14 protein-coding genes are annotated in these 14,383 nt (G+C 71.6%); 1 reads left to right on the forward strand and 13 read right to left on the reverse strand.

Annotated features, from left to right (window positions below; genetic code table 11):
* Positions 1-22: 22 nt before the first annotated feature.
* The 3 genes from ACTMTI_RS15265 to ACTMTI_RS15275 form a co-directional block, all read right to left on the reverse strand.
* The gene (locus ACTMTI_RS15265) at positions 23-1,708 is read right to left on the reverse strand and encodes a serine/threonine-protein kinase (protein WP_441120963.1); all 1,686 of its coding nucleotides are present in this window, start codon (positions 1,706-1,708) and stop codon (positions 23-25) included.
* Between the two features lie 236 nt (positions 1,709-1,944).
* The gene (locus ACTMTI_RS15270) at positions 1,945-3,240 is read right to left on the reverse strand and encodes a dicarboxylate/amino acid:cation symporter (RefSeq protein WP_441120964.1); all 1,296 of its coding nucleotides are present in this window, start codon (positions 3,238-3,240) and stop codon (positions 1,945-1,947) included.
* A gap of 225 nt (positions 3,241-3,465) precedes the next feature.
* Positions 3,466-4,506 carry an LLM class F420-dependent oxidoreductase gene (locus tag ACTMTI_RS15275; RefSeq protein ID WP_441120965.1) on the reverse strand — a complete coding sequence of 347 codons (1,041 nt, stop codon included), beginning with the start codon at positions 4,504-4,506 and terminating at the stop codon, positions 3,466-3,468.
* 194 nt (positions 4,507-4,700) lie between these two features.
* Between ACTMTI_RS15275 and ACTMTI_RS15280 the strand changes: the two genes are divergently transcribed.
* Positions 4,701-5,588: an endonuclease/exonuclease/phosphatase family protein gene (locus ACTMTI_RS15280; RefSeq protein ID WP_441120966.1), complete on the forward strand. Its 888-nt coding sequence runs from the start codon at positions 4,701-4,703 to the stop codon at positions 5,586-5,588.
* On the opposite strand, the gene ACTMTI_RS15285 is transcribed toward ACTMTI_RS15280, so the two are convergent.
* The 10 genes from ACTMTI_RS15285 to ribD all read right to left on the reverse strand — a co-directional run bounded on the left by ACTMTI_RS15285 (position 5,574) and on the right by ribD (position 14,296).
* Positions 5,574-6,140, reverse strand: a complete 567-nt coding sequence (locus ACTMTI_RS15285; RefSeq protein WP_441120967.1) for a nucleotidyltransferase family protein — start codon at positions 6,138-6,140, stop codon at positions 5,574-5,576. The genes ACTMTI_RS15280 and ACTMTI_RS15285 overlap by 15 nt on opposite strands.
* Positions 6,137-7,228: an XdhC family protein gene (locus ACTMTI_RS15290; protein WP_441120968.1), complete on the reverse strand. Its 1,092-nt coding sequence runs from the start codon at positions 7,226-7,228 to the stop codon at positions 6,137-6,139. The genes ACTMTI_RS15285 and ACTMTI_RS15290 overlap by 4 nt, the downstream gene beginning before the upstream one ends.
* Complete coding sequence (locus ACTMTI_RS15295) at positions 7,221-8,294, reverse strand: vWA domain-containing protein (RefSeq protein ID WP_441120969.1); 1,074 nt, start codon at positions 8,292-8,294, stop codon at positions 7,221-7,223. Before ACTMTI_RS15295 ends, ACTMTI_RS15290 begins: the two co-directional genes overlap by 8 nt.
* Positions 8,287-9,153, reverse strand: coding sequence for an AAA family ATPase (locus ACTMTI_RS15300; protein ID WP_441121202.1), 867 nt, complete (start codon positions 9,151-9,153; stop codon positions 8,287-8,289). Before ACTMTI_RS15300 ends, ACTMTI_RS15295 begins: the two co-directional genes overlap by 8 nt.
* An 86-nt stretch (positions 9,154-9,239) precedes the next feature.
* A complete protein-coding gene (locus tag ACTMTI_RS15305; protein WP_441120971.1) occupies positions 9,240-9,689 on the reverse strand; it encodes a PH domain-containing protein in 450 nt (149 codons plus the stop codon).
* Positions 9,690-9,765: 76 nt separating this feature from the next.
* Complete coding sequence (gene ribH / locus ACTMTI_RS15310) at positions 9,766-10,233, reverse strand: 6,7-dimethyl-8-ribityllumazine synthase (protein ID WP_441120972.1); 468 nt, start codon at positions 10,231-10,233, stop codon at positions 9,766-9,768.
* A gap of 277 nt (positions 10,234-10,510) precedes the next feature.
* Positions 10,511-11,728, reverse strand: coding sequence for a bifunctional 3,4-dihydroxy-2-butanone-4-phosphate synthase/GTP cyclohydrolase II (locus ACTMTI_RS15315; RefSeq protein WP_441120973.1), 1,218 nt, complete (start codon positions 11,726-11,728; stop codon positions 10,511-10,513).
* Positions 11,725-12,387, reverse strand: a complete 663-nt coding sequence (locus ACTMTI_RS15320; protein WP_441120974.1) for a nicotinamide mononucleotide transporter family protein — start codon at positions 12,385-12,387, stop codon at positions 11,725-11,727. The genes ACTMTI_RS15315 and ACTMTI_RS15320 overlap by 4 nt, the downstream gene beginning before the upstream one ends.
* Entirely contained in the window at positions 12,384-12,974 is a 591-nt protein-coding gene (locus tag ACTMTI_RS15325; protein WP_441120975.1) for a riboflavin synthase, read from the reverse strand. The genes ACTMTI_RS15320 and ACTMTI_RS15325 overlap by 4 nt, the downstream gene beginning before the upstream one ends.
* Positions 12,974-14,296: a bifunctional diaminohydroxyphosphoribosylaminopyrimidine deaminase/5-amino-6-(5-phosphoribosylamino)uracil reductase RibD gene (ribD, locus tag ACTMTI_RS15330; RefSeq protein WP_441120976.1), complete on the reverse strand. Its 1,323-nt coding sequence runs from the start codon at positions 14,294-14,296 to the stop codon at positions 12,974-12,976. The genes ACTMTI_RS15325 and ribD overlap by 1 nt, the downstream gene beginning before the upstream one ends.
* Positions 14,297-14,383 lie beyond the last annotated feature (87 nt).

Raw genomic sequence — 14,383 nt, forward strand, 5'->3', positions numbered from 1 at the left:
TGCGCCAATGTACGCGCCACGCTCAAACGGCCGGGAGCCGCCATGCGCCGATGAACTCCGCGAGCGGCCCGGACCGGTCCATATCGCCCCTCTGCTGCGCCTTCGCCAGGTCGCGGTACACGTCGCCGATCTGGTCGATCGTGGCGTCGATCTGCCCCTCCTGGAACTTCCTGGCCGCCTTCCTGATCTTGGTCCGGGCCTTGGCGGCGACCTCGGGGTTCAGCCCTTGCATGCCCTCCTGCAGCGTCACCGCCTCATCGAACCGCCTCAGCCACGTTCGCCAACCGCCCGGCGGGATGCCCTCTCCGAGGGTGGCCTTGGGGGGCGCCGTCTCGCTCAGGGAGGCGGGCGGGTCGGTGTCGGGCAGGATGCGGGCCACGGTGGGGGGTGACGTGCTGGTGGACGGCTCGGTGGGCACCGTCTGCGTGGGGCCGGCGGCTACGGTGGCGGCGGGGGTGGCCTCCACCGTCGGCTCCTGCCCCGACCCGCCCCACAGCACCATGCCCACAGTCACCGCCACGATGGCCGCCACGGCCACCCCGAGCTGGAGGACCAACTTGCGGTTCGGCGAGGGCTCGGGCTCCAGGTCGCCGGACTGGTAGATCGCGGTGTCACCCGCGCGCGGCCCTGCGCCGCCGGGTCCGCCGAACTGGTAGACCTCCGTGGCGCCATGCGGCGCAGTGGCACCCGCGCCACCCGGCTGCCCGCCGTACGCGGCACCTGCTCCAGCCGCGCCGTACGCGGCACCTGCCGGCCCCGGACCGCTCTGCCCGCCGCCTGCGGGCCCGGCCGCCAAGCCGCTGTCACGCAGGGCGATGCCGGTCACCGGCATCGCCGGGTTGGCGCCCGGCCTGGTACCCGGTCTGGCGATGGCGGCAAGTGCCCGGCGGACGGCCTCACCGCTGGAGGGCCGCTTCTCGGGCGCTTCCGCGATCATGGCCAGGACCAGCCGGTCGAGCTCGGCGGGCACCTCCGCCCTGAACGTGCTGGGCGGGGCGGGCTCGCCGCGGGACACGCCATCAGCGCCGGGCTCGCCACCGGTACCAGGCTCGCCACCGAAAGCCGCGCCGGCGGCCGGCTCGGCGTTCGGTGACCGGCCTTCGAAGGGCGACCGGCCACACAAGAGCTCGTAGCAGACGCAGCCGAGGGCGTACAGGTCTCCGGAAGCCTCCGCCTTCCCTCCGGCGGCCCGCTCGGGCGCCAGGTAACGGCCGTCACCCCGCGCGGGCTCCTGATCGTTCATGCCGAACCCGACGACCTTGAGCACCCCGCTGGCGGCCCGGCGAAAGCTGTCGGCGTCGACCTCCCCGTGCACGACCCCGGCCTGGTGCGCGGCGTCGAGTCCCGCCGCCGCCTGCCCGGCGAGATCGCACACGTCCACGATCGGCAAGGGCCCGTGCGCGGCCAGCTCCTCGCCGAGGCTGAGCCCGGTGAGATGCTCCATCACCAGGAACGGCGCCCCGTCATGCTCGCCGACGTCCAGCACCATGGCCACGTTCGGATGGATCACTCTGGCCACGGCCTGGGCGTGCTGCCTCAGCCGCTCCCGCGTGGCGGCCCCCGCCGCCTTGGCGCCGAGCACCTTCACGGCCACGACCCAGTCGGCCCGCGTGTCGTACCCCCGCCACAGCTCGCCCATCGGCCCTCTGCCGATGAGCTCGTCAAGCCGGTAACGGTTTGCGACCAAAGACGGCGTCGCGTCGGACATATAACCGCCAATTACTCGAACATCAGGATGTCGGACCCACCATAGGGCCACACAGCTCCTGCCGCCCCCCGCATCCCATTCACGACGCGCCCGACATGACGAACTCGCCGACGGCGGGATCGCTTCTCCGGCACGCCGCACCGAGCCTGCGCCTGTTCGGCCTGCTCACCGTGCTGATGCGGGCGCCGGGCACGGGCGGCCCGCTCACCCATGAGCAGGCCGCCCGGCGGCCCGGGTCAGGCGGTCGCGGGCTCAGGGACGCGCCGCGTACGGTCCGCCGGGGCGTCGTCGAGCGACTGCGGCGGCGCGTTGAAGACGGCCGTGTCGAGGCGGCCCTCCGAGCGCGCCACGAGGACCGGCACCACCATCTGGCCCGTCACATTGGTGGCGGTACGGATCATGTCCAGGATCGGGTCGATGGCCAGCAGCAGGCCGACGCCCTCAAGCGGCAGCCCCAGTGTGCTGAGCGTGAGCGTGAGCATGACGGTCGCGCCGGTCAGGCCGGCCGTGGCGGCCGAGCCGACGACCGAGACGAACGCGATCAGCAGGTAGTCGCCCACCCCGAGCGACACGCCGAACACCTGGGCCACGAAGATCGCGGCCAGCGCCGGGTAGACCGAGGCGCAGCCGTCCATCTTGGTGGTGGCGCCGAACGGCACCGCGAACGAGGCGTAGTCGCGGTCCACGCCGTTGCGCTCGATCGTGACCCGCTGCGTCAGCGGCAGCGTGCCGACCGACGAGCGCGAGGCGAACGCCAGCTCGATGGCCGGCCAGGCGTTGCGGAAGAACTGGACGGGGTTGACCTTGCCCCACACCGCCAGCAGCGTCGGGTAGACGGCCAGCAGCACGACGAGGCAGCCGATGTAGACGCCGGCGCTGAACTTCGCCAGCGGCGCCAGCAGGTCCCAGCCGTACGTGGACACGGCCTTGCCGATCAGGCCCGCCGTGCCGATGGGGGCGAGCCGGATGACCCACCACAGCGCCTTCTGGACCAGTTCCAGGACGGAGCGGCTCAGGCTGAGGAACGGCTCGGCCCGCTCGCCGATCGCCAGGGCGGCCGCGCCGAGCACGACTGCGAGGAACACGATCTGGAGGACGTTCACCTCGGTGAAGGCGGTGACGACGTTGGTGGGCAGGATGCCGGTGACGAAGTCGAGCCAGGTGCCCTTGCCCTCGGTGTCCACGGCCTTGGCGGCGCCGGTGTCGAGGGTGACGCCCTGGCCGGGGTTGATGACCAGGCCGAGACCGATGGCGAAGGCCACTGAGACGGACGCGGTGATGAGGAACCACATCAGCGTCTTGGACGCGAGCCTGGCCGCGCCGTTGACGTTGCGGAGATTGGCCACGCTGACCAGCACGGCGGTGAAGACCAGCGGCGGCACGGCCAGCTTGAGCAGCTGCACGAAGATCTGGCCGACCCTGGTCAGCGTCTCGGCCAGCCAGGACACGTCCCAGATCTTGGCGACGAACCCCAGTGCGACGCCGATCGCCAGGCCCAGCAGCAGTTCCAGGGAGAAAGAGAATCTCTTCACGAGAGGAAGGCTCCGGAAATTCACGGCATGCCGAAGACACGCCGGATGGGTGAGGTATGGAGGGATCGCGAGACGAGTCGGTCAGCGACAGAGCGAGCTGTGCAACCGGCACAGATCGATGTGCAGCCGCTCAACGAGCCACACGAACACCAGGGAGAACCTCACGAGGTCCATCAACAGCCGGGAAAATTCGAGCATTCCCCTCAAAAAGGGTGATTCACCGCACTACCCGGCGATGTCCTTGATCTTCTCGATCAGCCGCATACGGTCCTCGTGCGTCCTGCCGAACGGCGTCACGTTCAGGGTGGTCACGCCCGACTCCCGCAGCGCCTGCACGCGGTCGCGCACGAAGCCCTCGCTGCCGATCAGCGACATCTTCTCCAGCAGTTCGGCCGGGACCAGAGCGGCGGCCGCGTCCTTCTCGCCCCGGAGGTAGAGGTCCTGGATCTGCTCGGCCTCCTTCTCGTAGCCGTAGCGCCTGGCCAGGTCGTTGTAGAAGTTCTTGCCCTTGGCGCCCATGCCGCCGATGTACAGGGCCGCCATCGGCCGCCCCAGCTCCAGCAGCCCGGCCACGTCGTCGCCGATCGCCAATGACGCCTGCGCGATCACGTCCAGCGGGCCCAGCTCGGGGTCCCGCTTGGCGGCGCCCGCGGCCAGCGACGCCCCCCAGACCTCGCCGGCCTTCTCGGGCACGTAGAAGATCGGCTCCCAGCCCTCGGCCAGCTCGGCGGCCAGCTCGACGTTCTTGGGGCCGATGGCGGCGAGCACGATGGGGATGCGGGGGCGTACCGGATGGTTGATGAGCTTCAGGGCCTTGCCCAGGCCGGTGCCCTGGTCGGGCGGGAGCGGCACCGTGTAGTGCCGGCCCGCGTGCTCCACGCGCTCGCGCCGCCACACCTTGCGGCAGATCTCGATGACCTCCCGGGTACGCGCGAGCGGCGCGGTGTACGGCACCCCGTGGAATCCCTCGATCACCTGCGGCCCCGAGGCGCCGAGCCCGAGCGTGAAGCGCCCGTCGGACACGTAGTCCAGGCCAGCGGCCGTCATGGCCAGCAACGTCGGCGTGCGCGAGTAGATCGGCAGGATGCCCGAGGCGATCTCCAGCCGCTCGGTCTTGGCCGCGATGTATCCCAGCTGGCTGACCGCGTCGAAACTGTAGGCCTCGGCCACGAAGACGATGTCGAGCCCGGCCCTCTCGTAGTCGGCCAGCTCAGCCACCGTCTCCTTGAAGCCACCCGAGTAGTTGAGTGCCATACCGATGCGCATGCCGGGCTCCCGATGAACCGAATGATATTCCGTTTTTCCGGGAACAGGTTATCGTGCGGGCATGTCGCGCCGGGAGCGGCTAGCGTCTCTGAGTGGCTTCGGCTCGGGAGACGCCCCGGACGGGGCCATGCCGTAACAGGCGATAACTTGGTGATCACTCACAATCGCGAGTCGGATCGAGGAGCATGGTCGGGGTGCTGGGACGGGTTGTCGTGGTGTTGTCGGTCGTGGTGGCCGCGGCCTTGGTGGGACACCGGCTGATCCCGGCGCTCGGCGGGTTCACCCCCGTCCTGGAGAGCCTGCTGCCCTGGCTGGGGCTGGCGGTGCCGGTGTTGCTGGTGGCGGCGGCCGTGGCACGTTCCAGGCCGGCCGCCGCGGCGGCGCTGGTTCCCGGGGTGGTGTGGGCGGTGATGTTCGGCTCCACGTTGTTCCGCACGCCGCCCGGCGGCGCCAGCGACCTGGCCGTGGGCACGGTCAACGTGGGCGTGCGCAACAGCGCGTCCGGCGAGGCCGTACGCGCGATCGCCAAGGACCTCGACCTGCTCGCCGCCCAGGAGCTGACCAGCGGCGGCCCGGCGGCCAAGCAGCTCAACAAGATGTTCAAATACCACTACCCGGTCAGCACGGTCGGCCTGTGGAGCCGCTATCCGATCAGCCAGGCCAAGCCGCTCGACGTCGGCCTGGGCTGGCCGCGGGCTCTGCGCGCGGTGGTCACCACGCCCAAGGGCAAGGTCACGGTCTACGTCATGCACCTGGCCTCGGCCCGGCCGGGGCAGACCGCCTCGCGCGACGCCTCGCTCGCGCACGCCCGCAAGCTCATCGACGCCGACTCCAGCAAGCGGATCCTGCTGCTCGGCGACCTCAACACCGCGACCACCGACCGCGGCATGCGGGGGCTGACACCGCCGCTGACCGACGCGCAGAGCGTGGCGGGCGACGGTTTCGGGTTCACCTGGCCCTCGGAGTTCCCGATCACCCGGCCGGACCACATCCTGTTCAAGGGGATGACGGCGACCGAGGCAGGCGTCGCCCCGGCGGCCGGCAGCGACCACCGGGCGGCCATCGCCTCACTGCGCCTGTAGGAGGTGCAGATCCTCGGGCGTGTCGATGTCGGCGGGGTCCCCGTGCGCGTCGCACGGCACCTCGGTGACCAGTTCGGGATGCGCCTTGAGGAACGGGCGCGCCCCGACGTCGCCCACGGCCCGCTCGGCCACTTCGGCGAAGTGCCGGCGGGCGATCAGCACGGGGTTCCTGCGCCGCCCCCCGTAGGTGGCGACGGCCACCTCGGCGCCCGCGCCGATCAGTGCGCGCACCGCGCCCGGCCTGATGAGCGGCTGGTCGACCAGCGCGATCACGACGGATTCCGCCTCGTCCGGCAGCGCGCCGAGGCCGGCGCGCAGGGAGGAGCCCATGCCGGACGCCCAGTCCGGATTGCGTACGGTGACCGCGCCGTTCACCGACACGGTGGCCGCGCCGAGCACGACCACGACGGGGTGGCAGCCGCCCTCCTCCAGCAGCCGCACGCCGCGGTCGATCAGCCGCTCGCCCGCGTACTCGACCAGCGCCTTCGGCCTGCCCAGCCGGGCGCCCCGGCCGGCGGCCAGCAGCAGCCCCGCCACCTTGGCGCTCTTCATGGGACCTCGTGGTGGATGCGGCCTTCGGTGGTGGACAGCGGCCGTCCCGAGCCTCCCCAGCGCAGCTGGATCAGCTCGGCCGCGATCGACACGGCTGTCTCCTCGGGGGTGCGCGCGCCCAGGTCGAGGCCGATGGGCGAGCGCAACCTGGCCAGCTCGGCGTCGGTGAGCCCGCTCTCGCGCAGCCGGGAGAGCCGGTCCTCGTGGGTACGGCGCGAGCCCATGGCGCCCACGTAGCCGGCGTCGGTACGCAGCGCCACCTCCAGCAGCGGCACGTCGAACTTGGGGTCATGGGTGAGCACGCAGATCACCGTGCGCTCGTCCACCTGTACCGAGGCCAGGTAGTCATGGGGCCACTTGACCACCACCTCGTCGGCGTCGGGGAAGCGCTTGGCGGTGGCGAACACCGGGCGGGCGTCGCAGACCGTGACGTGGTAGCCGAGGAACTTGCCCACCCTGGCCACCGCGGCGGCGAAGTCGATCGCGCCGAAGACCAGCATCCGCGGCGGCGGCGCGAACGAATGCACGAACACCGCCAGGTCGTCCAGCCGCCGCTCCCCGTGCCCGCCATAGTGGCGGAGGCCGGTCAGGCCCTGGGCGAGCATGCCGCGGGCGTCGTCGTCGACGGCTACGTCGAGGCGTTCGAGGCCCAGGGTGCCGGACGAGCGGTCCGGCCAGATGATCCGGCGGGCGCCGACCCGGCCGGGGCCGGAGACGATGGTGGCCACGGCGACCGGCTCGTGCGCCTCCACGGCCGCGGCCACCTCGCCGAGCTCCGGGAACGTCTCGATCGAGACGGGCTCGACGAGGATGTCGATGATGCCGCCGCAGGTGAGCCCGACGGCGAAGGCGTCGTCGTCGCTGACGCCGTACCTCTGCAGGACGGGCGTGTCGATCTCGGCGGCCAGCTCGAACACGGCGCCCTCGACGCAGCCGCCGGACACACTGCCGACCACCTCGTCGCCGCGCACCGCCATGGCCGCGCCCGGCTGCCGCGGGGCGCTGCTCCACGTGCCCACCACCGTCGCCAGCCCGAACCTGAGCCCGGACCTCCACCACGGCATGATCTCCGGCAGCACGTCACGCATGGGCGAGCCTTTCGCTGAGTCGCTCGTAGGCGGCCAGGCTGTGCCCGGCCACCAGGTCGTCGAGGTACGGCAGGGCGGCCCGCATGCCGCCGGTGAGCGGCTGGTAGTCCGCGTACCCCTTGTGCGGGTTGACCCAGATCACCCGGTGCGCCTGCCTGGCCAGCCTGGCCATCTGCGTGCCCAGCAGCTCGGGGTCGCCGCGTTCCCACCCGTCCGAGGCGATCACCGCGATGGCCCCCCGTGCGCTGGACCGGGCGAGGAATTCCTTGAGCTCTTCCCCCAGCCGGGTCCCGCCGCTCCAGTCCGGGACGGCCTTGGACACCTCGTTGAGCGCGGTGCCCGGGTCGCGGTGCCGCAGCTCGGCCGTGATCGGGGTGAGCCTGGTGCCGACCGAGTAGACCCTGGTGGCCCGCGGCTCGCTCCTGACCAGCGCGTGGGCGAAGCGCAGCAGCGTCTCGGCGTAGGGAGCCATCGACCCGCTGACGTCGACGAACAGCACGACCGTACGGGGGCGGGTGGCGTGCCTCTTGCGGCGGAGCCTGGCCACCTCGCCCTTCCTGAGCGCGTCGCGGATCGTGCGGCGCTGGTCCAGGATGCCCCGGTGGGCGCTCTCGAACCGGCGCGAGCGCCGCCGCGCCCGGCGGCTTTTCAGCATGGCCAGCATCCGGTGCACCTCGGCCCGTTCGGCCTCGGTCAGCCGGGCCACGTCGCGGTGCCGCAGGATCTCGGCCCGGCTCGCGGCCGCGGGGGCCGCCGTACCGTCGTCGCGGCCCTCCTCCGCCTCTTCCCGCGCTGCCAGGTGCCTGGTGACGCTCGTGGTGCTCGTACGGGCCGTCGCCGCCTTCCGTCCGCCGAAGTACGCGGCGAAGCACCGGTCGTACCTGGGCAGGTCGTCGGGCATGGCGCAGAGCGTGAGCCGCCCGGCCCAGTAGACCTCGCCGGGATCGGTCACGTCGAGGTGGGCGAGCGCCTGGAGCAGGCTCTGCGTACGGTCGTGATCGGCGCCGACCCCGGCCGCGCGCAGCGTCCTGGCGAAGCCGGTCATGGTGGCGACGAGGTCATCCATGGGTGAGCAGCCCGTTGCCGAGGACGTGCGCGACGTCCTCCCGGTATTTCAGCGCCGCGCCGAGCGTGGCCGCCGCCCGGCCCGGGTCGAGCTCCTTGGCGCCCAGCGTCAGCAGCGCCTCGGTCCAGTCGAGCGTCTCGGCGACCCCGGGCGGCTTGACCAGATCGGCCCGCCGCAGCCGCTCGGCCGCCCCCGCCACCTGCATGGCCAGCGTCTCGGTGCAGTCCGGCAGCCGCCGCAGCAAGATCGCGACCTCGCGGTCGAAGCTCGGGTGCTCCAGCCAGTGGTAGAGGCAGCGCCGTTTGAGCGCGTCGTGCACCTCCCGCGTCCGGTTGGAGGTCACCACGACCACCGGCGGCGTGGCCGCCCTGACCGTGCCCAGCTCGGGGATCGAGATGGTGAAGTCGGAGAGCACCTCGAGCAGGAACGCCTCGAACTCGTCGTCGGCGCGGTCGATCTCGTCCACGAGCAGCACACTCGGCTGCGTCTCGATGGCCTTCAGCAGGGGCCGCGCGATCAGGAACCGCCGGTCGTAGATCTCCCCCTCCAGCCTGCCCACATCGGTGATGCCGGCCGCCTCGGCGGCTTTGAGATGCAGGAGCTGGCGGGCGAAGTCCCAGTCGTAGAGCGCCTGAGCCGCGTCCAGCCCCTCGTAGCACTGGAGCCTGATGAGGGGCGCCTTGAGCAGCGCCGCCAGGGTCTTGGCCAGCTCCGTCTTCCCGACGCCCGCCTCCCCCTCCAGGAACAGCGGCCGCCCCATCTTCAGCGCCAGGAAGGCGGCCGTGGCCAGTCCTTCGTCGGCCAGATAGGCATGCCGGTCGAGGAGTTCGATGAGCTTTTCAGGCGACTCGATGTCCATTGCCTTGATTGTCCGCCTCAGCACGCCTTCAGGCTACGTCGACACCGGATCCGGCGATATTCACCGCCGGCAACAGCCCGTGGTGCTCATTCCTTGGCTTCCCCGCGCTCCCGGATCAAAGCCTCGAGCTCGGCCGTGGCCCGGCGGGCGCGGGGCTTTTCCGACCCTTGGATCCCCATGGCCCCGATGGTCCGCCCGTCGGAGAAGTCGATCCGCGGCCACGGATCCCCCACCAGCAGCGTGACGTCCAGGATCTCCGGCCACGTATAGCGGTGCGTACGGACCGCGTTGACGATCGTGACGCCCTCCTCGTCGGCCTCCACCCGCACCCGCCCCAGCAGATGCAGCACGTAGGCCACCGCGCACCCGAACGCCACGATCGCCAGCCGGTCGGGCAGTTTGAACGGCTCGGCGATGAAGACCGCCATGATCACCGCCCCCGCCACGATCAGCACGGCGAAGCCGTAGGCGACGATCCTTGCCCGGCGCGGACGCCAGGTGACGGGCAGGGGCGGAGGCGAGACGGGCTGTGACACGAGGGAAACCTACCGCAGGTCCGGGCGAGAATCCGCTAAGCGGACCGCTGCAAGGGCCCCCACCAGGCCTTTCTCGTCACCGAAGATCCCGCAGCAGGAGCGCGGTCTCCAGCGCGGCCACGGTGGACTCGTACCCCTTGTCCTCCTTGCTTCCGGGCAACCCCGAGCGGTCGAGGGCCTGGTCCATCGTGTCGCAGGTGAGCACGCCGTTGCCGACCGGGGTCTGCTCGTCCAGCGAGATCCGGGTCAGGCCGGAGGTCACCGAGTCGCAGACGTAGTCGAAGTGGGCGGTCTCCCCCCTGATGACCGCGCCCAGCGCCACCACCGCGTCGCAGCGGCGGGCCAGCGCCTGCGCGACCACCGGGATCTCCAGCGAGCCCGGCACCCGGACCACCGTGGCCGTGGCGCCGCTGTCGGCGCAGGCCTGCACGGCCCGCGCCACCAGCTGGTCGGTGATCTTGGCGTGCCAGCCGGCCGCCACCACCCCGACCGTCAGCCCGGCGGCGTCGGGCACCGCGACGCCTGGCCGTCCTTCTCCGCTCATCGAGCCTCCTTGGCGTGAAGACCCCGAGGTTTCAACCCCGAGGAGGAAACGTTGTATGCGGCCGGTGACTCTGCGCTATCGTAACGGTCGTCCGGCGGCGAGAACCAAGCCGCCGGACCCACCGCCCAGCTGGCGGGATGTGACGCCTGCGGAGGCCGCGTAAGACCGTCGGACGGTTCCCCGTCCCTCGCCTTGACCGGGACGGCGACCGCCTGCGCAACAGGTAGATCCAGCTTGCGAAGGCTGGAATCTCCCGGCTTCGGCTGTGGAGAGGGAGTCAAGAGGCCTCCGAGATGTCATGGCCGAGCCGTTCGCGCTTGGCCTTCAGGTATCGCTCGTTGTAGGGGTTCATGGCCACGGGCATGGGCTCGCGGCCGAGGACCTTGACGCCGTACCCGTCCATGCCCTTGAGCTTGGCCGGATTGTTGGTGAGCAGCCGCGCCGACCTGACCCCGAGGTCGGCCAGGATCTGCCCGGCGTTGGAGAACTCCCGCGCGTCCACCGGCAGCCCCAGCTCCACGTTGGCGTCGACGGTGTCGCTGCCGTTGTCCTGCAGCCCGTACGCCCTGAGCTTGGCCAGCAGCCCGATCCCCCGGCCCTCGTGGCCGCGCAGGTAGACGACCACGCCGCGGCCCTCCTGCGCGATGGCCGACATGGCGTGGTCGAGCTGCACGCCGCAGTCGCAGCGCAGCGAGCCGAACACGTCGCCGGTCAGGCACTCAGAGTGGGCTCTGACCAGGACGTTCTCGCCGTCGCCCAGCTCGCCGAAGACCAGGGCGACGTGCTCGCCGCCGTCGAGCGCGCTGGCGTAGCCGTACGCCCGCCACACCCCGTACACGTTCGGCAGCCGCGTCTCGGCGACCCTGGTGACCATGCTCTCGGCCCGGCGGCGGTAGTCGACGAGCTGCTCGATGGAGACCAGGGCCAGGTCGTGCTCGTCGGCGAAGCGGCGCAGCTCGGGCAGCCTGGCCATGGTGCCGTCGTCGTTGACGACCTCGGCCAGCGCGCCCGCCGCCGACAGCCCGGCCAGCCTGGACAGGTCCACGGCCGCCTCGGTGTGGCCGCGCCGGGCCAGCACGCCGCCCTCGTGGTAGCGCAGCGGGAAGATGTGCCCCGGGCGGACGAGCTCGTTGGGCTCGGTTGCGGAGTCGGCGAGCGTGCGGATCGTCTTGGCCCGGTCCGCCGCCGAGATGCCGGTGGTGACGCCGTCGCGGGCGTCCACGGTGATCGTGTACGCCGTGCGCATGCGTTCCTTGTTGTGGAAGACCATGAGCGGCAGGCCGAGCCGGTCGAGCTCCTTGCCCTCCATGGCCACGCAGATCATCCCGCTGGTGTGCCGGATCGTGAACGTGCACAGCTCGGGCGTGGCCTTGGCGGCGGCGAAGATGAGGTCGCCTTCGTTCTCCCTGTTCTCGTCGTCGACGACCACGACCGCCTTGCCGGCGCGGATGTCCTCGATCGCGCGCTCGATCGGGTCGAGCTTGATCCGGCTCATTGCGCCACCACCACGGCCGGCGCCGCCGCCGCGCGGTATTCGCGCAGCCACTTGACGAACCCGATGACGACCAGCACGAAGAACACGGCGTACACGTATCCGGAGACCACCAGCCCCGAGCTGAACGCCAGTGGCACCCCGACCAGGTCCACGGCCACCCACACCATCCAGAAGTCCACCAGTGCCCTGCCCTGCGCCCAGGTGGCCACGGCGCTGCCGACGAAGATGTAGGCGTCGGCGGCCACCAGGAAGGCGCCCTTCGGCAGCGGCACGTGCGCGCCCCACGACAGGCCGGTGACGAAGAACAGCAACCCGACCACCGCCGTGCCCACCAGCATGACGCCGATCAGCACCGACCGCTCCCACCACTGGGCGGGGCGGATGGCCAGCTGTTTGCCGTCCTGCGTGCCGCGCCGCCAGGCCCACCAGCCGTAGACCGCGAGGCCCGCGAACAACGCCTGCTTGAGCGCGTTCCCGGTGATGTGCGCGTTGATGGAGGCGATGAACAGCAGCACCGAGCCGGTGAACTGCACCGGCCACGTCCACATCGACTTGCGCATGGCGAGCAGGACCGTGGACAGAGCGGCGATGTTGCCGATCAGGTCCGTCCAGAGCACATGTGTGCCGAATATCTCGAATCCGGCGTTGGCCCAGTTCACTGCCTGCCCACCAGCCTTTCCACATATTTCGCGATCACGTCGACCTCGATGTTCACCATGTCGCCCACCTGGCGGTCGCCCATGGTGGTGAGCTTCAGCGTGGTGGGGATAAGGCTCACGCCGAAGCTTTCGTCGTCAACCGTCGTGACCGTCAGGCTGATTCCGTCGATCGCGATCGAGCCCTTCTCCGCCACGTACCGGCTGAGCGCCTCCGACAGCGAGAACCGCAGGTCGTCCCAGCTCTCGCCGGGTTCCCGCGACAGCAGCACGGCGGTGCCGTCCACATGGCCCTGCACGATGTGGCCGCCGAGGCGCTGGTCGGCGCGCACGGCCCGCTCCAGGTTCACCACGGAGCCCTCGGTCAGCGCGCCCAGTGAGCTGCGGTCGAGCGACTCCTTGATCACATCAACGGTGAACACGTCACCTTCGACCGCCACGACCGTGAGGCACACGCCGTTGACCGCGATCGAGTCGCCGTGCTTGGCGTCGGAGGTGACGATCGGGCCGCGCACCGACAGCCGGGCTCCGCCGCCGGCCTGCTCAATGGCGACTACCTCGCCTTTTTCCTCGATGATTCCGGTGAACATCACTGCTCCCTGCCTGGTTGTGCGATGGGCCGGGCGATCAGCCGCACGTCCGGCCCGATGGGGGAAATCTCGTCAAATGTCAGGCGGTGGATGTCGCTGATCGTCCGCACCCCGGCCGCGCCGAGCGCGGCCGGCCCGGAGCCGAGAACCGCGGGCGCCAGGTACGCGACCACGCGGTCGATCAGGCCCTGCCTCATGAACGAACCGGCGAGCTCCGGGCCGCCCTCCAGGAACACGCTGACCACCTCGCGCGCCGCCAGCTCCTTCAGCAGGGCGTGCAGGTCGAGGCCGTCCTCGTGGCGGGGCAGGCGCAGCAGCTCGGCCGGGAGATCGGTGGTGACGTCGGCGGCCACGGCGACGAGCGTGGGCGCCGCGCCGTCGAGCACCCTGGCGGCCGGCGGCGTCCGGGCATCGGTGTCGACGACGACCCGCAACGGGGCCCGCCCGCCCGCCGGCGTGCCGTCAGGCAGGCTCCCGTCATCGGCAGTCCCCGCGCTGTGACGGCTCCCCGCATCGTCGAGAGCGGGGCGATCCGCTGAGCCGAGGTGGGCGGCGGCCGAACCGGAACGACCACTCAGGGCCGCGTCCCGCCCGGCACCCGAGGCCGAGCCGGCATGCGGGGTCAGGGCACCGTCCAGGGCCGGCTCGGCGTTCGAGGGGCCGCCGGCGTTCGGGGCCAGGACGGCGGGGCGGGCGGTGAGCCGCGGGTCGTCGGCGAGGACCGTGCCGATGCCGGCCACGATCGCGTCGGAGGCGGCCCGCAGCCGATGCACGTCGGCCCTGGCCTCGGGGGAGGTGATCCACTGGCTGGTGCCGTCCTCGGCGGCCGACCTGCCGTCCAGCGTGGCGGCGAACTTCCAGGTCACGTGGGACCGGCCGCGCCGCGCGTAGGTGAGCCATTCCTCGTTGACCCGCTCGGCCGCGTGCGCCAGCACCCCGATGGTGACCGCGACCCCGTGAGCCCGCAGCCGCGCGGCCCCGCCCGCGGCCTTCGGGCTGGGGTCGGCCACCGCCACCACGACTCGCGCGATGCCCGCGTCGAGCAGTGCCCGGCTGCACGGACCCGTCCTGCCGGTGTGGTCGCAGGGCTCGAGCGTCACGTACGCGGTGCCGCCCCTGGCCCGCTCCCCCGCCTGCCGCAGCGCGACGACTTCGGCGTGCGGCCCGCCCGCGTACACGTGGAAGCCCTCGCCGGCCACCCCGCCCGCGGCGTCGAGCACGACGCAGCCCACGACGGGGTTGGGGCTGGTGGTGCCGCGTCCGCGCCCGGCCAGGTCGACGGCGCGCGCCATGTGCGCGGCGTCCCGCTCGGGTATCTGCACCCGGGTCTCCTACTCGCCAGTAGCTCCAAGCCACGGCGGGCCCCGGGGGATTCTCGCGATGCACGGATGCACCACAGAAGGCGTCCG

Origin of the sequence: Nonomuraea sp. H19 (assembly GCF_052068215.1) — a bacterium.
Classification (GTDB): Bacteria; Actinomycetota; Actinomycetes; order Streptosporangiales; family Streptosporangiaceae; genus Nonomuraea.

Coding starts and splice junctions, on each gene's coding strand:
- ACTMTI_RS15300 (WP_441121202.1), bottom strand. CDS start 9,153: ATGGACATCGAGTCGCCTGAAAAGCTCATCGAACTCCTCGACCGGCAT.
- ACTMTI_RS15295 (WP_441120969.1), bottom strand. CDS start 8,294: ATGGATGACCTCGTCGCCACCATGACCGGCTTCGCCAGGACGCTGCGC.
- ACTMTI_RS15315 (WP_441120973.1), bottom strand. CDS start 11,728: ATGAGCCGGATCAAGCTCGACCCGATCGAGCGCGCGATCGAGGACATC.
- ACTMTI_RS15265 (WP_441120963.1), bottom strand. CDS start 1,708: ATGTCCGACGCGACGCCGTCTTTGGTCGCAAACCGTTACCGGCTTGAC.
- ACTMTI_RS15325 (WP_441120975.1), bottom strand. CDS start 12,974: ATGTTCACCGGAATCATCGAGGAAAAAGGCGAGGTAGTCGCCATTGAG.
- ribH (WP_441120972.1), bottom strand. CDS start 10,233: ATGAGCGGAGAAGGACGGCCAGGCGTCGCGGTGCCCGACGCCGCCGGG.
- ACTMTI_RS15275 (WP_441120965.1), bottom strand. CDS start 4,506: ATGCGCATCGGTATGGCACTCAACTACTCGGGTGGCTTCAAGGAGACG.
- ACTMTI_RS15290 (WP_441120968.1), bottom strand. CDS start 7,228: ATGCGTGACGTGCTGCCGGAGATCATGCCGTGGTGGAGGTCCGGGCTC.
- ACTMTI_RS15285 (WP_441120967.1), bottom strand. CDS start 6,140: ATGAAGAGCGCCAAGGTGGCGGGGCTGCTGCTGGCCGCCGGCCGGGGC.